Source organism: Chryseobacterium proteolyticum, assembly GCF_046591535.1.
GTDB lineage: Bacteria > Bacteroidota > Bacteroidia > Flavobacteriales > Weeksellaceae > Chryseobacterium > Chryseobacterium proteolyticum.
In genome coordinates this window covers 831,021-848,441 of record NZ_JBJLWK010000002.1, presented here as the reverse complement: position 1 = coordinate 848,441, position 17,421 = coordinate 831,021, and the positions used below count along the sequence as shown (strand labels likewise).

Annotated in this window: 21 protein-coding genes; 17 read left to right on the top strand and 4 right to left on the bottom strand. The window is 34.1% G+C overall.

Going from position 1 to position 17,421, the window contains the following annotated elements; genetic code table 11:
- Positions 1-43 precede the first annotated feature (43 nt).
- The gene (locus tag ACJ5H0_RS10045; protein ID WP_172280380.1) at positions 44-595 is read right to left on the bottom strand and encodes a YMGG-like glycine zipper-containing protein; all 552 of its coding nucleotides are present in this window, start codon (positions 593-595) and stop codon (positions 44-46) included.
- Between the two features lie 1,078 nt (positions 596-1,673).
- On the opposite strand from ACJ5H0_RS10045, the gene ACJ5H0_RS10040 reads away from it, so the two are divergent.
- Positions 1,674-5,393, top strand: coding sequence for a fibronectin type III domain-containing protein (locus ACJ5H0_RS10040; protein WP_411249517.1), 3,720 nt, complete (start codon positions 1,674-1,676; stop codon positions 5,391-5,393).
- Positions 5,394-6,800: 1,407 nt separating this feature from the next.
- Complete coding sequence (locus ACJ5H0_RS10035) at positions 6,801-8,129, top strand: site-specific integrase (protein WP_411249290.1); 1,329 nt, start codon at positions 6,801-6,803, stop codon at positions 8,127-8,129.
- A 32-nt stretch (positions 8,130-8,161) separates the two neighbouring features.
- Here the strand turns inward: ACJ5H0_RS10035 and ACJ5H0_RS10030 are convergent, their stop codons facing one another.
- Together ACJ5H0_RS10030 and ACJ5H0_RS10025 are read right to left on the bottom strand one after the other, a co-directional pair.
- Positions 8,162-8,698 (bottom strand): hypothetical protein, encoded by a 537-nt coding sequence (locus tag ACJ5H0_RS10030; protein ID WP_411249289.1) that lies wholly within the window; start codon positions 8,696-8,698, stop codon positions 8,162-8,164.
- Positions 8,699-8,797: 99 nt separating this feature from the next.
- On the bottom strand, positions 8,798-9,115 hold the full coding sequence (locus ACJ5H0_RS10025) for a hypothetical protein (protein WP_411249287.1): 318 nt from the start codon (positions 9,113-9,115) through the stop codon (positions 8,798-8,800).
- 213 nt (positions 9,116-9,328) lie between these two features.
- On the opposite strand from ACJ5H0_RS10025, the gene ACJ5H0_RS10020 reads away from it, so the two are divergent.
- Positions 9,329-9,610, top strand: coding sequence for a hypothetical protein (locus tag ACJ5H0_RS10020; RefSeq protein ID WP_411249285.1), 282 nt, complete (start codon positions 9,329-9,331; stop codon positions 9,608-9,610).
- A gap of 453 nt (positions 9,611-10,063) precedes the next feature.
- Positions 10,064-10,324: a hypothetical protein gene (locus tag ACJ5H0_RS10015; RefSeq protein WP_411249283.1), complete on the top strand. Its 261-nt coding sequence runs from the start codon at positions 10,064-10,066 to the stop codon at positions 10,322-10,324.
- A gap of 3 nt (positions 10,325-10,327) precedes the next feature.
- On the opposite strand, the gene ACJ5H0_RS10010 is transcribed toward ACJ5H0_RS10015, so the two are convergent.
- A complete protein-coding gene (locus tag ACJ5H0_RS10010) occupies positions 10,328-10,819 on the bottom strand; it encodes a hypothetical protein (RefSeq protein WP_411249281.1) in 492 nt (163 codons plus the stop codon).
- Positions 10,820-11,000: 181 nt separating this feature from the next.
- Between ACJ5H0_RS10010 and ACJ5H0_RS10005 the strand changes: the two genes are divergently transcribed.
- From ACJ5H0_RS10005 to ACJ5H0_RS09945, 13 genes are all read left to right on the top strand, one after another.
- Entirely contained in the window at positions 11,001-11,282 is a 282-nt protein-coding gene (locus tag ACJ5H0_RS10005) for a hypothetical protein (protein ID WP_411249279.1), read from the top strand.
- The gene (locus ACJ5H0_RS10000) at positions 11,279-11,554 is read left to right on the top strand and encodes a helix-turn-helix domain-containing protein (protein ID WP_411249277.1); all 276 of its coding nucleotides are present in this window, start codon (positions 11,279-11,281) and stop codon (positions 11,552-11,554) included. Before ACJ5H0_RS10005 ends, ACJ5H0_RS10000 begins: the two co-directional genes overlap by 4 nt.
- 111 nt (positions 11,555-11,665) lie before the next feature.
- A complete protein-coding gene (locus ACJ5H0_RS09995) occupies positions 11,666-11,923 on the top strand; it encodes a hypothetical protein (protein ID WP_411249276.1) in 258 nt (85 codons plus the stop codon).
- On the top strand, positions 11,923-12,087 hold the full coding sequence (locus tag ACJ5H0_RS09990; RefSeq protein ID WP_411249274.1) for a hypothetical protein: 165 nt from the start codon (positions 11,923-11,925) through the stop codon (positions 12,085-12,087). Before ACJ5H0_RS09995 ends, ACJ5H0_RS09990 begins: the two co-directional genes overlap by 1 nt.
- Before the next feature lie 102 nt (positions 12,088-12,189).
- Entirely contained in the window at positions 12,190-12,498 is a 309-nt protein-coding gene (locus tag ACJ5H0_RS09985; protein WP_411249272.1) for a hypothetical protein, read from the top strand.
- Entirely contained in the window at positions 12,495-12,629 is a 135-nt protein-coding gene (locus ACJ5H0_RS09980) for a hypothetical protein (RefSeq protein ID WP_411249270.1), read from the top strand. Before ACJ5H0_RS09985 ends, ACJ5H0_RS09980 begins: the two co-directional genes overlap by 4 nt.
- A gap of 263 nt (positions 12,630-12,892) precedes the next feature.
- Complete coding sequence (locus ACJ5H0_RS09975) at positions 12,893-13,399, top strand: hypothetical protein (protein WP_411249268.1); 507 nt, start codon at positions 12,893-12,895, stop codon at positions 13,397-13,399.
- Positions 13,393-14,229: a hypothetical protein gene (locus ACJ5H0_RS09970; protein WP_411249266.1), complete on the top strand. Its 837-nt coding sequence runs from the start codon at positions 13,393-13,395 to the stop codon at positions 14,227-14,229. Before ACJ5H0_RS09975 ends, ACJ5H0_RS09970 begins: the two co-directional genes overlap by 7 nt.
- Positions 14,226-14,453 (top strand): hypothetical protein, encoded by a 228-nt coding sequence (locus ACJ5H0_RS09965; RefSeq protein ID WP_411249264.1) that lies wholly within the window; start codon positions 14,226-14,228, stop codon positions 14,451-14,453. The genes ACJ5H0_RS09970 and ACJ5H0_RS09965 overlap by 4 nt, the downstream gene beginning before the upstream one ends.
- A 1-nt stretch (position 14,454) precedes the next feature.
- Positions 14,455-14,730 (top strand): hypothetical protein, encoded by a 276-nt coding sequence (locus ACJ5H0_RS09960; RefSeq protein ID WP_411249262.1) that lies wholly within the window; start codon positions 14,455-14,457, stop codon positions 14,728-14,730.
- Positions 14,730-15,371 carry a hypothetical protein gene (locus ACJ5H0_RS09955; protein ID WP_411249261.1) on the top strand — a complete coding sequence of 214 codons (642 nt, stop codon included), beginning with the start codon at positions 14,730-14,732 and terminating at the stop codon, positions 15,369-15,371. Before ACJ5H0_RS09960 ends, ACJ5H0_RS09955 begins: the two co-directional genes overlap by 1 nt.
- 126 nt (positions 15,372-15,497) lie before the next feature.
- Complete coding sequence (locus ACJ5H0_RS09950) at positions 15,498-16,385, top strand: DUF1376 domain-containing protein (RefSeq protein WP_411249260.1); 888 nt, start codon at positions 15,498-15,500, stop codon at positions 16,383-16,385.
- A gap of 728 nt (positions 16,386-17,113) precedes the next feature.
- Entirely contained in the window at positions 17,114-17,401 is a 288-nt protein-coding gene (locus ACJ5H0_RS09945; protein WP_411249258.1) for a helix-turn-helix domain-containing protein, read from the top strand.
- The last annotated feature ends 20 nt before the right edge of the window (positions 17,402-17,421 follow it).

The window sequence follows — 17,421 nt, the reverse complement described above, 5'->3', positions numbered from 1 at the left end:
TTGCTTAAAAATAAGCAATCTTTTATTCTTTTATGTATAATTATTAATTACGAGGTTGTACTCTTCCGTCCTTTCTGTCTCCGGATCTACCAATTGCATATCCCGTTGCACCACCTACAACACCACCAATTACAGCTCCTAAACCTCTGTTGTTTTTACTGATAATAGCCCCAGCAGCAGCTCCACCTACGGTACCAATAATGGTTCCCTTAGCAGCCTTACTCATTCCTCTTTTCTGAGTTGTTCCCTGAGAAGCATTGCTTCCGTTGTTTGCATAGTTTCCATTATTACTATTGCTTGAACCTGATTCTCTGTCTCTATATATGGTTCGGGTTTTTGTGATAACTCTTGGTTCAGAATTTCTTGCAGCTACAGCTTTTGCTTTATTGGATTCAACAATACTGTCTGCTTTTTTCTGAGATTCATAGGCCATTTTCTCTTTTTCAATCGCCAACTTTTGTTTTTCTATTTCAAGTTGTTTGGCCTGGAATTCAATTTTCTGTTGTTCCAGTGACTTTTCCGCCACCTGATCATCCTTTTTACAAGCTGTCAGTAAAAATACTGACAATAAACCTGTTATTACTATATTCTTCATAATTCAAATTTTTTAGTCTAAGGTTGCCTCATCAAAAAGATGATAGCTTTCTAAGTATTTTCAATTATGAAGCCAAATTTTAGTTAACAAAAGTTAAAAAATCAGAAAAGAATCAGAAAAAGTAAAAATATATTTTAAAAATTTCAGAAAATAAAAAGTTTTTATTTGTAAGCGTTTTATTGTCAGTTAGTTATAGGTTGGTTGTTTATAATAAAATCATAAGAAAGTTAATTTATTGTGAAGGTTGTTAATTTTTTATGTGTAGGCATGAAAATTGCGGCATAATCCAAAGCTTTTAGTCATTAAAAGGTTTTAATCTTCTAAAATATTATTCATCAAGATCCCTCGGATATACCAGGGATCTTTTATAATGTACATTTCATTTAATTATGGGTTTTGATTAAATTCATATTAAATAAGTACTTTTGAGGATAAGTATATTTTTGAAATATTGTTGATGAAATTAAGTACGGCAAAGTATTGTGATCATTTCCTAAAATGGGATTTAACAGTATTTTATTAATGGATTTTAGAAATAAATAGTATTTTTGGTTTTTTAAAAATTATATTTATACAAATTTTGATCGTACATTGTAGTTTAAATTCAATAATTACAAGTTTAAATAAGCTTAATGAGTATATGATACAGCATTAATTGAGCGGATCAAAAGCAATAGAAAGCTAAATTTTATATTTAAGATATTCTATTTCGACTCTAGAAATAGATTTTTTTCATCATTTGTGTTTTTTGCGGCCTCTCAGGAGGCCGTTTGTTTTTTAATTTTAGTAAAAAATAATTTCCAACATTGAATTTTACAATTCATTTTTTCAGTAAAAAAGTAGAGTTAAATGGGGACTCGGTTTTTTTTTTGTTGGTTGTCATTTCTGTAAAGAGTGATTAATCCGTACTTTTTTCCGCTATCTCAATATTTGTTATTTATAACATTCATATAAAAAATATTAATTTATATACTAAATGTTATAAAAAAACGATTTAGATTTGTAGGATTAATATTAATAATGATAACTTATGAAGAGATTTTCTATTTTTTTAATACTTCTTCTTTGTTTGATCAACGTGAACTTGCTTGCGCAAGCCCCCGCCACGCTGCCGTATATTCAGGATTTTTCGACGGCAAATGATCTGACATTGGTTAATGGAAGTCAAACAAATAAATGGGAATATGGTGCCGCAACAGGAAATGCCGCCAATTCCATTTATATTTCAAATAACGGAGGAACGGCGAATGCTTATGATACTGGAAGTTCCAGCGTTGTACAAGCATATAGAGATATCACAATTCCTGCAGGATCCACAATTGCAACTTTAGCATTTGATTGGAAAGCAGATGGGGAAAGTACATATGATTATTTAAGAGTTTGGTTGGTTCCGGCTACATTAACTCCAACTGCCGGTGCACAGATTGGCACTGGTGGGGGAAATATTCAGCTGGGACAGTTTAATCAGCAGTCAACCTGGCAAACGTATTTAAATACAAGTTTGAACATCAGCAGCTTCGCAGGAAGTACTATGCGTTTAGTGTTTGAATGGAGAAATGATGGAAGTGTAGGAACCCAGCCACCTGTTGCAATCGATAATATTAATCTGTCGATTCCAACATGTTTACTTCCAACAGTATCGCCAGTTTCAGCCATTACATCCAATTCTGCAACGATATCGTGGACAGCACCTACGCCTGCACCTGCGAACGGATATGCTTATTACCTTACGACTACAAATACTCCGCCTGTTGCAGGAACAACCCCTACAGGAACTACTACTACAACTTCTGTGAACTTAACAACTTTAACTCCTAATACTACTTATTATTGGTGGGTAAAAGCAATATGTAGCCCTACAGACAGCAGTATCTGGGCGAATGGAGATAATTTTACCACGACTCAAATACCGGCAACTATTCCATACAGTCAAAACTTCTCGACTGGGAATGATCTGGGATTCACGAATGGAACCCAGGTTAATAAATGGGTATATGGTTCTGCAACAGGAAATCCTGCGAATTCCATCTATATATCGAATAACGGAACCGATAATACTTATTCTACAGGAACAACCAGTATTGTTCAGGCTTACAGAGATATAATTATCCCGGCAGGAACTACTGCAACGACTTTGTCTTTCGACTGGAAAGCAGATGGGGAAAGTTCTTATGACTATTTAAGAGTCTGGCTGGTTCCGGCATCTTTTATGCCTGTAGCAGGAACTCAGATTACTGCCGGAGGAGGAAGAATCCAGGTTGGAGGTAATTATAATCAACAAACGACCTGGCAGACTTATTTTAATACCAACTTAGACCTGAGCAGTTTTGCCGGAACTACAATGCGTTTGGTATTCGAATGGAGAAATGATAGCAGTGGTGGTACTCAGCCTCCTGTAGCTTTAGATAATATCAATTTAGCAATTCCTACTTGTGTGGTACCTTCAGCTTTGGCTGTAAATGGGGTAACAGCAACAGGTGCTGTACTGAGCTGGACAGGTCCGACGCCGGCACCTGCCAATGGATATGCTTATTATCTTACAACAACGAATACTCCGCCTGTTGCAGGTACTCCTCCGACAGGAACAAGTACTACGACTTCTGTAAACTTAACGACGTTAACGCCAAATACCACTTATTACTGGTGGGTAAAGTCTGTATGTAGCCCTACGGACAGCAGTTTCTGGATTGGGGGTCCAAGTTTCAGTACTACGCAGATTCCTGCAACGATCCCATATAATCAAAACTTTACAGGAGCGAATGATTTTGGATTCATCAACGGAACTCAAACCAATAAATGGGCTTATGGTTCAGCAACCGGAAACCCTGCTAATTCCATTTATATATCCAATACAAACGGAACTACGAATGAATATTCTACAAGTTCTACGAGTGTAGTACAGGCTTACCGTGATATTCTTGTACCGGCCGGAGCTTCGATTGCCACATTATCTTTTGACTGGAAAGCAGATGGAGAAAGTTCTTATGATTACCTAAGAGTTTGGTTAGTTCCATCATCTTTTATGCCTGTTGCGGGAGCTCAGATTACTGCAGGTGCGGGAAGAATTCAGTTAGGAAATAACTATAACCAGCAAACCACATGGCAGTCATATCTTAACAGTACATTAAACATCAGCAGCTTTGCAGGAACAACAATGCGTCTGGTATTTGAATGGAGAAACGACAGCAGTGGTGGTAATCAGCCTCCTGTAGCTGTAGATAATATTAAATTACTAATCTGTAGCACAGCAACACCAACTGTAGCTGTAAGTGCTATTACACATAATACAGCAATATTAACATGGCCACAAGATAGCGGTGGAGCTTCATACATTGTGAGATACAGACCGGTAGGTTCTAGTAGTGCATGGACTCAGGTAAGTGTGGCAGCGGCAGCGGCTCCTGCAACTACTAATACATATAACCTGGCAGGTTTATTACCGGCTACACTATATGAAGTAGAAGTAGCGGCAGTTTGTAACAGTATTCCTGGAACATATTCTCATAATGAATTTTTAACGAAATGTGACCCGACACCTCCGAATGTTACAGCAAGTAACATTACGACAACATCTGCATTGATCACATGGTCGCCACTTGCGGTAAGTTCATCTTATAAAATGAGATATAGAATTGTAGGAAGTGGTAATGCAGGATGGAGCGCTGATATTATTTTACCATTAGCGCCGACAAATACGTACTTATTAAGCGGGTTGAATGTCTATACAACTTACGAGGTTCAGATTGCCAATAAGTGTGATAATGAAACAACTTATAACGGATGGTCTTCTCCTGCTGTATTCACAACTGAAAGAACATGTGATTTACCTCCTCCGGGATTAACAATTACTAATCTTACAACTACTACCGCTACTGTAGTTTGGGATTCTTTCCCTGGTGCTACTTATATCTTAAGATATAGAAAAGTGGGTATACCAAGCTGGACAACAGTTGCAGTAACGAACAATAATTATGTGATCACAGGATTATTGGAGTTAACAAAATATGAAATGGAAGTAGCCAATGTTTGTAGTGGTACACCGGGAACTTATACACTTCCTTACTACTTCACAACACCTACAGTAATCTATTGTCCGATGAAATCCGGAAGCTCAGCATCTGAATATATTTCAAAAGTTACGGTAAAACCAAGCGGTAAACCGACTATGGAGAGCAGTACAGATGCCACTACGTATTCAGACTTTACAGCTGATACATCCAAATTTATTCAGTTGATTCAGGGATCTACAGGTAATGAGATTTCTATTGAAAAGTCTTGGACAGGAAATACATATAATGAAGGTATTGCTGTATGGATTGATTTTGACAGAAACGGAAGCTTTGATATCAATGAGAGAATTCTTGTGTCTTCACCCAATACGACAACACCTATTACAGGAACGTTCAGTGTACCTTCTGATGCGTTCATCAGTACGACAGATTATAAGTATGTAGTAATGAGAGTTGCCATGCAGAGAGATGGTATCCCTGTAAATTGTACAGGATTTGCCAACGGGGAAGTTGAGGATTATACAGTAAGAATCTCTAAAAATCCGGTACCTAATGCAACCAACCAAACGGAAATATTGATTTATCCTAACCCGGTACATACAATATTGAATGTGAAAAATATTAGCAAAAGAGCTAATTATAAGATATACAATGCGGCGGGTCAGCTTGTGACAAGCGGGATCATCTTAAATAACAAAATAGATGTAAGCAGCCTGATCCACGGAGTATATGTTATCGATATTGATGATACTCAGGGTACAGCCCAAAAGAAATTTATCAAGGAATAATACATTAAATAATTTGTAAAAAATAAGCTCCCAAATATGGGAGCTTATTTTTTTTCTCAAGTCACTGTTACAAAGCAAAGAAAAATATTTCAATAAATGTTGAAATATTTAAAAATAAAATCTTACCTTTAATGGTGTGGTATTCAGTTGTTTATTTCTTATTAAATGAGTTTTTGATTTTTCTGAGCGTTAGTTTTCAATTTTGTTAGATAAGCATTTAGCCAAGATGAGACAAACTTAAACAAAAAGTCAAACGATCTTATTAAGAATTGGATGATTGTATACACAGGTAATATGATGATATGATATAAAAGTTTTTATTGTTTTTGAGACCTCTTGTATTAATGACGGGAGGTCTTGTTTTATGATACTGTACCATCATATAACTCCAAGCTTACAAATATATTTAAAGGTAAATTCTCAATTAAAATTAAAACCTCCTGGCAAAAGAGGAATACTATAGCGGAATGTATTGAAACTAAGTAATATTAGTAATTATGATTCTGATCATAATGTGTATTTTCCGGTTCAGGTATCTTTACTGTTCCATATATGTTGTAACCTTGAACAAAGGTAAAAGTTTGCCCCCTCAATTTGAGGGGTCTTTTAATGTTAAGAAATAATATTTATTTAATGCGAAATCTTAAAATTAAGTTAAAATAAAATAAATGAAATTCTTGGCACGATATTTCAATGTAAAATGTAACTCATGTTTAAATTGAGTTTTCATGGTTATTAGTTTTTATCCTCAACTTCGGTTGGGGATTTTTTATTCAAAGATGTACTTTAATTTTAAAAGACGTTTAGGACGTAAAAATAAATATATAAGTATTTGTTTAAAATAGGGTTGCGAGATCGTGATGAACTCTAATCAAATATATTCTGAACCTTCAAGCTTATTTATGACTTAAATCATAAATGTTTATTATTAGTTTTCTACAAAAAAAGGAGCCTTCCAAAAATTGAAAGACTCCAGGGGCTGTAATATTATAAGATCTAAAAAAGTGTTTCACATAAAAACTTCCCCATAAAGAGGAAGTAATAATTATCCATTTTAGTTAAAGACACTAAGTGATGATTATTAAAGGATTGTACAACAAACTTACTAGTAGTTTTTGATTTTTTTTATGACTGAGATCATAAGAAGGTGAATTATATTTGAAATTTAATATCATAGATATATAAAAAAAGCTTTCCAATAAAATAAAGGAAAGCTTTGAGGTACCTAGCGTACCCGGATGATGTAATTTAGAACATCTGTATTTTCCTTAAAACAATATAAATAGCTGTAAAATAGTGATTTAGTAGTTTTAACAGATTGCATGGAAATGCAGTAATATTTAGGTAGGTTGGAATTTGGTTGGAATTTGGTTGGAATGTATATTTGCTTAATAATAAAATCACCAAATGGCAACTGTAAAATTCAGAGTACTTCATCAATCGGAAACAGCACAAATTTATGTTAGGCTTTCTGTTAGTCGATCAGTAACTCCGCAAACAAAAATAGGATTAACAATTAATTCCAAAAACTGGAGTGTTGCAAATGCTGCTCCGATTCAAAAGACTCCTGAATTGAAAAAGTTAGCGATTCAACTTGATGAATTCAAATTGCATTTAATTAAATCATATAATTCGGATTATTCAGAGGGTGTGATATTTAACAAGGCTTGGCTTGACGATGTAGTTCAAAAATACTTTGGCAGAGTAGATGATGTAATTGAAAATTCTAATACAGATGAAGGTGCTGAAGAAGACGATAATTACTTTTCAGTGTATCTTAATAAACATATTAAATTCAAGGAAGGTTTAAAGGAAACTAAGAAAGAATATGTTAATAAGCTCAAAAATCTTAGAGATAGATTTTCAGAATTTGAAGAACAAAGGAATCACAAGTATTTGATATTAAATGTTAGCGCAGAAGTATTAGCGAATTTTAAAAATTACCTAATAGTAGATTGTTCTCTAGCTGAAACAACGTCATCAAGATTCATTAAAAATTTTAAAACTGTTTTGTTTTACGCTAATGATAATGACGGGAAACCTTTGCATAATAAAGTTAGAGGATTTTCACCAGGCTCCACAAATGGAGAGTTTAAAATATATCTTAATTTCAGAGAGATTGATAAGGTAAAAAAGGTTGTCACGTTAGATAAGGACTGGAACACGGCAAGAGATTGGCTAGTTATAGGATGTTTTTTAGGTCAAAGGGTAGGAGACCTGTTTAGAATTACGAACAAGGATATATTCACTAAAATTGATTATAATGGCATAACATATAGATTTGTTGAGGTTATGCAGGAAAAGGGAGCTAAAAGGGTGGTTGTTCCTCTTCATAGTGAAGTTGAAAGCATACTTTTGAAGTATGGTGGTCAATTTCCTCCAGTTTTTTCTGAAAACGAAGATTCAAATGCTACATTATTTAATAGATACTTAAAAAAAGTCTGTGAGATTGCAGGGATTCATGATATTATCAAGGGACGAATGTTTAATGAAGAAACGAAAAAAACAGAAATTGTTAATGCGGAAAAATGTTATTTGATTTCTTCTCATGCCTGTCGAAGATCATTTGCGACAAATTTTTACGGAGATAAAAATTATAGTACGCCTCAATTAATGGCCATCACTGGACATACGACTGAAGCACAATTTCTTAATTATATCGGTAAAACAGCAGATGATTGGGCAATGCAAACGGCAAAAACATTTAGAAAACAATCACAAAGTAAGACTTCATAAAAAAAAACAATGACGGAGCTCGTGTTCTCGGATTATTTCTTTCCAAGTAATTTATTAACTTGAGTTTTAATCATAGGCGACGCAAAAACTTTCTGTCCATTTTGATCTATTCCAAATGATACGGCATAGAATAATGTTTTTGAGTTGAAATCAAGATATATATTGCCTTCCGGAAAGGATAGTGTAATTTCCTCCTTCTTTCTTGTTTCAAAATGGTCAGCTATTATATCGTATATTTTGTCAAGGGTGTTTGCTTCTATATTGAAAGTGAAATTAAAGCGCCCCTCTTTTACTCCTTCATTTCCTTTTCTTATTTCACTATTTAAATTATCAAAGTTTCTTTGGCTTTTAGTTTTAAACGTAGACAAAGGATCGTAACCCATTGTTTTACTCCTCACATCAATAACTGTTAACTTTGCTTTTGTTCCGTTAGTGAAAATCGACGTGTCATTAACCTCTTTTCCAAGCATTTTCCAATCAGATGAACTGTCTGATATTGTGAATTGCGAGAATAAACAATGCGAAAATAAAATACAGATAATTAGTATTAATTTAGGTAATTTTTTCATTATTCGTTTTTTAATTTATTTTATTGTTTTCTGTAGTAGTATATGTTGTCTACTGTGTGTGAGCCGGTTACCGTATTAGTAATAATCATTGTATTGCCTTCAAAAGACACACTTTGCCCATCTATTTTTTTTTGTTTCTGGATTGTAAGTATATGTGTAGGTGCCAAGCAAGGAGCATTTTCCAGCATTCGCTCCCCATACTTCATATTTTGCTTGGTTGTCGCTTTTTATTAAGTAATTGGATCGCCCACTGCATGCTCCTTCATGATTATTCTCTGAAGTTACAACTCCATCAATTTTAGCGATATTTTTAACGAAATAGTATTGCCCTACATATGTATCGCTTGGATCCTCGTTGTTACTATTGGAACAAGACATTATTATAGCACTGAAAAGAGTAAATAGTATTTTTTTCATGATTAATGATTTTTACAAATATAAATAAAAATAAAATTTCACATTTTACGGTTTCCCGTAATGTCTTATTTTGAATGAATAAAAAATACACTTTATTTCATTGTGATATGAATTATTTAATTATATTTGAAAAATGAGTATTTGTGTAAAATTAGCAACGTAACGAGCTATTATTTAGTATTTTTATACTGAATTAATCAAATGTAATAATTTATGAAGACAATTAAATTTATTATCGCAGCGTTATTGCTAACATTTACAGTTTACTCTTGTTCGGCTGAAAGAGAAGAAGAGAATGTACAACAATCTTCATCTCCCAAGTTGGACATTAAGAAACTAAAGACGAGTAATAACCAGAAAGAAGCCGGAAAGGTTGGAGATTCCGTTGTGCTTGCGCCAAACAAAGCTAACGATCCCGCTGACGGAGTAAATCAATCAGATCCAAATGCGCCAAACCCAGTCGTTGACCCCACAAAGCCAGATAAGCCGTGGTAAGATAATATTACAAAGAGTGGCAACAGTTTTAGTACTGTTGTCTTCTCTATTTCCGTTCGCAAATAATATCATAAGGAATTTCGTAGATACTGAAAGCATAGTGTTTAACAATATATCGGGAGTGAAACAGCTGGACCTTGATAGTTGTATATTCTTTCTTTCGATGCCATTAAGTTTTTTTATGCGTGGCATTTGGCGGCTACTTTAAAGCTCATAAGTATAGTTTTTATGCTGTATTTGTTTCTTGTTACTTTCAATTTGCATTCTTGATTAGGTTTATCTTTTTAGATAAGAATGACATATTTATAATTTCTGAAGTAGCGGCACTAGTTTTATTCTTGGTAATCGGAATTATCATGTTCAAAACCGAGAAATATCTTCAAAATGTAAATTTAATAGATCAGTTCAAAGAAAAAACACTAGATAGATATTCAGATATAATCAAAAATAGAAATGATGAAGCTGATTGATAGTACAGAAAGATTAAAAATTTTAATCTCGCTTGGTGATCAACTTTGGGAGGACTTGAATAATTTTATTATTTCGGAGAAAGAATACTCGTCAAGTATTGACTACATACGGAAAGAACTCAATAAAGAAGCGTCTTTAACGTTTTCTGATCTGCAAAATATAGCTGCTCAAATAGGCTACGTTTTAGTAAAAAAACAAAATATTGTAACGAAATTAAGCGATTGCAATATTTTAAAGAATTGATTTTTATTTTTCAGACTGATGTTTAAGGTGTTCCTTTAGCATCATTTTTATTTCTCGCAATTCTTCTTCCTGCGCTTTTATCTTATTCATTAACATCTTAAAATCCCGGTCTTGGTAATCTTGCTTTGCAAGAAGAACCGTACTATTGTTTGTAATGGAATTTTGAATTACTGCAAGCTTTTGCTCAAACTCACTTTCTTTATAGTATATTTTTTCCAACTGCTCACCTATTGGGAGTTTATTAAAATCCGTAGCATCTTGTGTAATGGCTTTTTCTGCTTTTTTATTGTTATTTTCTAAGATGAGATACTTTGTAGTTATATAACTAGTTATAGTTTTAAGCGTTCTCTCTAATGGCTTCTTCGACTTTCCATTAATAATCTTCTGCACTCCTTCTGCCGAAATGCCCGTTCCTTGGGCTATATCGTAAGCGGTTATTGAATACTTATCTATCAGATATAATACTTCTTGTAGCAATTTTTCGCGGTCTGACATAATTTTTCATGTTTGATATTCAACAAGTTGCATATTTTTAAAAGAAATATATGCAATAAGTTTGGTTTATAATATAACTAGTTGTATATTTGTCTCAACAAAACAACAACGCAAAGTTAATTAAAAATTGCAATGTTAAAAAATGGGTTTAGCCCTATTGTTTAAATAAAAGATAAATCATATGACAGCATTAGTACATGGACAACCGATCAGTTTAAAAGTGTCGGATTATCTAAAAGAGTTTACGACTCGTGAAGATATAGCAGATGTGAGTACTGAAACAGGAGTGAGTATTTCAACATTGAACTATGTAAAGCGAAGAGCTAATAATGTTTCTGAGGGCAATAAGCCGGGGATTATAAAGCTAATTGAACGAGCTTACAAAAATGCAGAATCGATGAAACGAGAAGCTAGTAAGTGTCAAAAAGAAATGAAATCAATTCTTGAAACTAATTTATCATGAACAGCGTAATAGTTTCTCCCGAAGGATTTATTCAACAGCTAAAAGATTCTCTTATTCCCGAATTAACAGCCAAAATCTATAAGGAATTAAATATCAAGCAGCCCACGGAATATCTAACAAGAGATGAAGTTTGCAAGATGCTAAAAATTGACAAAACCACTTTATGGAGATGGACAAAAGAAAAGAAAATCCCTTCGTATGGCATCGGAAATAGAGTGTATTTCATCAGAGAAGAAGTTGATCAAGTTTTATTAAAGAACAAAATAAATTAAAAAGCCACCAGCGGCAACTGATGGCAGATAAAAATTAACCGACTAAAGCTAATAATTATGGCAACAAAGTTAACACTTTCAAATCCAATCGAGCAAATCAAATTACAGAATATGGTTTTGTCGATTGAGTCAAGAGAGAGATTTACTGACGAAGACTTTATGTTGTTTGAAGATGAAGAGGTAGCATTAGAAGTAAATCTTGAAATAGAAACTGAGGATTCCGACTATGGAAGATCAGTAAAGCATATCAAAGCTCATTTTATCAGTGCTTACAGCAATGAAGAATGTGAAGATTTAGAACTAAATCTCTTAGAGAAGAGAGAGATTGAAAAGTACTTAGAAAATAACCTAATCATCAATTTACAGTAATGAAAAAAATACTTAATCACATTAAGAATCCGATCACTACCGGAGTAATGAAAGATTATTCAAGTGAATACGGATGGTTAGAGGTAACAACAGTTTACTTGTTTGGATTTAAGATTTTCACCGAGGTTCTAACATTTAGCTATGAAGACTATGATCACCATTAAACACGGTATTACCGAGTTTTACTACAGCCTTTTAGAATCACTATTAAAAATGAGGTAGTATGAAAAAGTTACATAAAAAGAGATCGTACATAAAGTGGGTTATTGACAATCGAAAAAACACTTTACAAAACCAAAGAGCTATTTACGACAATCACTCACAATACAAATACACTTACCATGAATAATTTATCACAAACATATCTACTTAACAACGGGTTCCAGCAAAAGCAAGGAGACGAGGAGTATTTTGAGAATGTGTTGACAAGTAAAGGACCTCAGGTTACAATATATGTATTTACGGATTCTACTTGTATGCAGATTGGAGGATCCGGAGAAATGAAAGATTTAAATATCGAGAGCGAAGAGCAAATGACTGTATTTCTATCAACCCTTGAAAGTGTAATACAATGACAGTAACAATAGTAAACGATGGAGGTGTTTTCCTTGTTAATGGTAAACGCCTCGGCCATGATCCTCTTACGGAATTAGAAATGGTAATGCTCAACGAATTCATAAAAGAATATAAAGATGGAATCAATTGACTTTAGCAGAGGAAGAAACAACGAAGTAAGCCAGTTAGCCTTTAGCAAGGTTAGGACTTCGGCAGATGCAATGAGACGTTTGGTTTATAATCTGGTTGATGGGAGTAAATGTACGAGAGAGATATGCGAGAAACTAGAAAAATTACCACACGAAATATCAGGAAGATTCACGGAATTGCTTAATGCTAATAAAATCTACTTAGTACGAAAAGTAAAATATAACAATTCGACATTTTCAGTCTACGCAAAAACAAATATTTAAAATGGAAAATACAGCACATAAAACTCACTTTCGAAAAGTGTATAAATCTGATCACTTAGGAGTGGCCGATTTAGAGGACTTACTCGAAGAAGGAAAAAGGCTTGTTTTCAAAATACGAGAAGTTAAACAAGAGTTGGGGGTAAATGTTGCAGGAAAAAAAGGAAACTTCAATATCGCATATTTTGAAGAAAATATAAAGCCATTAGTATTGAATGCTACGAATGCAGCAATATTAAAATTATTCTCAGGCTCCTCATTCGTAGAGGACTGGAAAGGACTCTTAATTGAGTTGTACATCGATCAGGGTGTAATGATGAAAGGTCAAGTAGTAGGAGGAGTTAGAATCATGAAAAAGCAGCCAATATTTGACAATGGCCTGGATTCTCAAATAGCTCTTTGTAAGGATGTGGCAGAATTACAAACATTATTTACTAAGATGTCTAAAGAACAACAGCAGAAATATAAAGTATTAGTAACCGAAAGAAAAAAAACAACTAGAAAATGTTAAGAGTGCGTGACTTTTCAAATTACAAGTTTAGGCCACATGCTGTTGGTAAATTAATGAAAGGCCTTCCAAAACCTCTTACTCCGGATCAGTCGAAAACATTCGTAGGATTAATCGAGAAAAGAAGAAAAGGAACATTAACAGATGCTCAAACTATTACATTGGCGGATCTGATAAAAAAGAAGAATGCTAGGCCTGAGTTATCAGAAGGAGCTAAAACATATTTAAAGGGAATTTTTAAGGATGAAGTCTTTGGGAGGTCAAAAAATGTTCAAAGCAAGTACTTAACGAAAGGTATAGGAGTAGAAGATGAAAACATAAATCAATACAATGAGGTTCACGGAACCTTTCTATTAAAGAATGAAACCCGTTACGAAAACGATTATTTCTCGGGAGAACCTGACATTATTGAAGACGGAATTATTTATGACTTTAAAAGTTCCTGGGATTACGAAACTTTTCCACTTTTTGAAGATGAGGTCCCAAATGAGGATTATGAATATCAGCTTCAGGCGTACATGGATTTGATTCCGGAATATAAACAAGCGAAACTTGTATACGGCCTTGTTGACACACCCGATGATTTAATCATAGACGAAAAAAGAAGAATGGCATGGAAGGCTGGATGTATTGATGGGATTCCGGAAGATCTTGACAAAGAAATCACAAATAATATGACATACAGTGATATTCCTAAAGAAGCGCGGATTAAAGAGTTTTTAATATATCGTGATGAAAAAAAGATAGCTCTAATGAAACTTATGATAGATCAGGCGAGGGAATATCTAAACTCACTTAACATAAGCCTAGCAACACATTTACAATTAATATGAACATTAACGAAGGATATTTTAAAAAAGTTGTTCTTCAACATTTAGGGCTTGAGTATGATGTATATAAACGAGAAAATGGAAGCTATTCATTCTTTCACCACAAATATGGACCAATTGATATTTATCCTAAAAAGAATAGAATGTTGTTGCGATGGGGAAATCAATGGAGAAGTGATGCTTTTGACTTTATAAACGAAAGAATATTAACAGAAAAATTTAAATAAAATGAGTAAAATAATCAACGTACGTCTTGAATTAGACAAAATCGACAAAACAAAAATCGTCGTAGGTGAAAAAGGAAAATACCTAAACATAATCGTGGCCGAACGTAAGGAGATTGATCAATACGGAAACACTCACACTGTCTACATCCAACAATCAAAAGAGGAAAGAGAAGCTAGGGACGAAAAAATTTACATGGGTAGTGGAAAAGAGTTTGAGTTTGAAAACGAAGTTAAAAACCTGATACCGGGATCAACAGAAGATGATCTTCCTTTCTAATGAAAGATAAAGATGGATTCTATATAGGTCGCGACTCGCAGGGGTTGTTTAAGTGGAATGAAAAGCGCCTTATTAGAATCGAGGAACCAAAAATTAAACAACCAAAAACAAAGAAAAAAATGAATAATCTAACTGCAAATAATCAACAAGGATACAATACTATTATTGTGAGCCTTTTATCTGACGAGGCGGTTGAAACTCCGAAAAGGAAAAACCGTGAGCTTTACAAAACACCTGCTCAGATAAAAGACGCCAAAATCGAAGAGATTAAACAAAGACGAAAATTGAATATTTTACCTGATGGTAATATCCCAAATAGTAGGGTTGCAAGAATGCTAGATAAGCTGGATGCCGAGGCGACATTAGAATATGCTAAATCTTTAAATCGACCCGTAAGAAGAGCTCATGCAGGAGAATGTCAGGCATATTTTGAATTACAGCAAAAAGCTACTACAGAAGTAAAGACCCTATTAACGCCTAGGGAAGCCGCTATACTGTTAAATATGTTCACTAAACGATTTAATATTTTGGTAGAAAAATTCGGACTGCAACCTGCGAAATCTCACGGGAAAAACAAGCTTTACAATCGGTCTGATATTGAGCAATTCCAAAGAAAACACGGTCCTTTTTATTTGGACTAAATGAATCCCACTGGCTCCGCAAAAAAAAAAAATGAAGAGTGTGTAAAAGTCGGAGTTCAGAAAAATAAGGATTGGATAGAGCCAATCTAACTGTTGAAAATTTTGAAAATATATAAATAAATATGAATGGCAAAAGATCCGGCGGTCCTAATTTACTTTGATAAATGGATCGCGTCAACTAATGGCATGAAAGCTCACCTCAGAGCTTGGTATATGGACTTGCTTTTCTTCCAATATGATAATCCAGATGGTATCCCTAATGATCCAGATTTTATTGCTGGGATTTGCAGGATTCTACCAAGTGAATACCAAATGATAGAGCAAATGCTTAAGCAAGTGCTTGAGCAAAAGTTCAAGCTTTGCGAAGGAAAATGGAAGAATAATTTCGCAGAAGAGATAATTTCTAAACGTCAAGATTTTAAAGATAAAAGAGCTAAAAGCGGAAATATAGGTGTTGTAATAAAGCTGGCTAAGACTATAAAAGGCTTTAATATCAAGTATTTAACGAAGCTTAAAAATGCTTTATTTGAAATGAATGATGAAGAAATAGAACAAGCAAAAAACAAGCAAGTGCTTGAGCAAATGCTTAAGCTATATATAAATGAAGATGTAGATGTAAATAAAGATAGAAGTATAAATAAAGATATTCCGTCAAAAGAAGATTTTTCAAATTACGCACTTGAGTACATCGAAGAAAATAAAATCGGAAAAAAAGAACAGTATCAGTCGCAGATCGAATCAAAATATGACACATGGGTAGCTGCAGGCTGGAAAGACGGATACGGCAAAAAGATTGAAAACTGGAAATTAAAAATACAAAACACGATACCTCACATAAAACCAATTTATGGACAATCAACTTACAACAACGCAAACAACGGATTTACCAATCGCTCAGGAAGTGCCGCAATGGGCAAAGGTGGGAAAGTCTCCGCTGCTTCCTTACTTGCCGAAAGAGTTCGTAACCAAAATGCCGGAAACGGTCTTGGCGGAAATTTCGCAACCGAAACTTAAATACGCTGATGATGAAAGCTTAATGCGGTTTGCAAATAGGGTTGTGTTTGAAATAGATCCTAAATTTCCAGACGATAGTGAATATGAAGTAAACGACCCATTATCGCCGCTAAACATTGCATTAAATAGGGTTATTGACTACGGTAGAAGATCTGATTTGACAGAACTGGAATTTATGATAGCATTGGCTATGGCTCCAAAAGGACTGCTGCAAATTGACGGTGAAAAGGTTGGATTTTATAGGGAGATAAATCAGGCACAACTTAGTCAATATGAACAAGGGTATATTGATTTTAAGGTAAGAGACCAAAAGTATCAAAACGCCAGGGGCGAAATAAGTAAACTACTAAATCCCCCACCTCCAAAATTGAGTTCAGAAGAACACGAAGCTTTGAATTTGGAAAACATCAGAAAAGATTATCATCGATTTAAAGCGGACGGATATGTTTTAGCAACTCCTTTATTCTATGATCTTATCAAGGTAGCTAAGGGCGAAAATGTTAAACTGAAATTTGTAGAAAACTTCCTTAAAAATTTTGTACCTGAAGTAGGTGAAGGAAAATTAAGTTCTGGAGGCACAGCATTGCCAAAGGTTGTTAAGAAAGATGTGTATCTCGAATTTCAAAATGAAATGATCAACAATTACGTGACATATTTAAAACTTGACGTCACATCAGAAGAGGTTTGGATGGAACACTGGAAAAGATTACTTCAAAAAAAGAAAGACAATGGCGGATAATAAATCAAGAACACCTTCGGAGCTTTTAGACGACTTAAGGATTTACTGCTTCCGGCTTAGAGAAAAAGGATTGTCGCTTAACAGGATAGCGATGAAGATAGGAAAAGATCATACAACAGTAATGTACCATTTGCAAAAATACACTGACTTTTCCCGGTTTGACAAAAATTTTAAGTTTAAAATTAAAGAATTCGAAGAAGATGAATTCATCAAAAGATACAATAGTTATAAAAAGAGAAAGTGCACTAAGAGCTTTTGTATAGTCCCAAATGCATAAAAAACCAACTAAGACAGTTG

Bases quoted from the DNA above. Each gene is read 5' to 3' on its own strand.
- ACJ5H0_RS10045 (WP_172280380.1), bottom strand. From the start codon at position 595: ATGAAGAATATAGTAATAACAGGTTTATTGTCAGTATTTTTACTGACA.
- ACJ5H0_RS10035 (WP_411249290.1), top strand. From the start codon at position 6,801: ATGGCAACTGTAAAATTCAGAGTACTTCATCAATCGGAAACAGCACAA.
- ACJ5H0_RS10030 (WP_411249289.1), bottom strand. From the start codon at position 8,698: ATGAAAAAATTACCTAAATTAATACTAATTATCTGTATTTTATTTTCG.
- ACJ5H0_RS10025 (WP_411249287.1), bottom strand. From the start codon at position 9,115: ATGAAAAAAATACTATTTACTCTTTTCAGTGCTATAATAATGTCTTGT.
- ACJ5H0_RS10020 (WP_411249285.1), top strand. From the start codon at position 9,329: ATGAAGACAATTAAATTTATTATCGCAGCGTTATTGCTAACATTTACA.
- ACJ5H0_RS10015 (WP_411249283.1), top strand. From the start codon at position 10,064: ATGATGAAGCTGATTGATAGTACAGAAAGATTAAAAATTTTAATCTCG.
- ACJ5H0_RS10010 (WP_411249281.1), bottom strand. From the start codon at position 10,819: ATGTCAGACCGCGAAAAATTGCTACAAGAAGTATTATATCTGATAGAT.
- ACJ5H0_RS10005 (WP_411249279.1), top strand. From the start codon at position 11,001: ATGACAGCATTAGTACATGGACAACCGATCAGTTTAAAAGTGTCGGAT.
- ACJ5H0_RS10000 (WP_411249277.1), top strand. From the start codon at position 11,279: ATGAACAGCGTAATAGTTTCTCCCGAAGGATTTATTCAACAGCTAAAA.
- ACJ5H0_RS09995 (WP_411249276.1), top strand. From the start codon at position 11,666: ATGGTTTTGTCGATTGAGTCAAGAGAGAGATTTACTGACGAAGACTTT.
- ACJ5H0_RS09990 (WP_411249274.1), top strand. From the start codon at position 11,923: ATGAAAAAAATACTTAATCACATTAAGAATCCGATCACTACCGGAGTA.
- ACJ5H0_RS09980 (WP_411249270.1), top strand. From the start codon at position 12,495: ATGACAGTAACAATAGTAAACGATGGAGGTGTTTTCCTTGTTAATGGT.
- ACJ5H0_RS09975 (WP_411249268.1), top strand. From the start codon at position 12,893: ATGGAAAATACAGCACATAAAACTCACTTTCGAAAAGTGTATAAATCT.
- ACJ5H0_RS09970 (WP_411249266.1), top strand. From the start codon at position 13,393: ATGTTAAGAGTGCGTGACTTTTCAAATTACAAGTTTAGGCCACATGCT.
- ACJ5H0_RS09965 (WP_411249264.1), top strand. From the start codon at position 14,226: ATGAACATTAACGAAGGATATTTTAAAAAAGTTGTTCTTCAACATTTA.
- ACJ5H0_RS09960 (WP_411249262.1), top strand. From the start codon at position 14,455: ATGAGTAAAATAATCAACGTACGTCTTGAATTAGACAAAATCGACAAA.
- ACJ5H0_RS09955 (WP_411249261.1), top strand. From the start codon at position 14,730: ATGAAAGATAAAGATGGATTCTATATAGGTCGCGACTCGCAGGGGTTG.
- ACJ5H0_RS09950 (WP_411249260.1), top strand. From the start codon at position 15,498: ATGGCAAAAGATCCGGCGGTCCTAATTTACTTTGATAAATGGATCGCG.
- ACJ5H0_RS09945 (WP_411249258.1), top strand. From the start codon at position 17,114: ATGGCGGATAATAAATCAAGAACACCTTCGGAGCTTTTAGACGACTTA.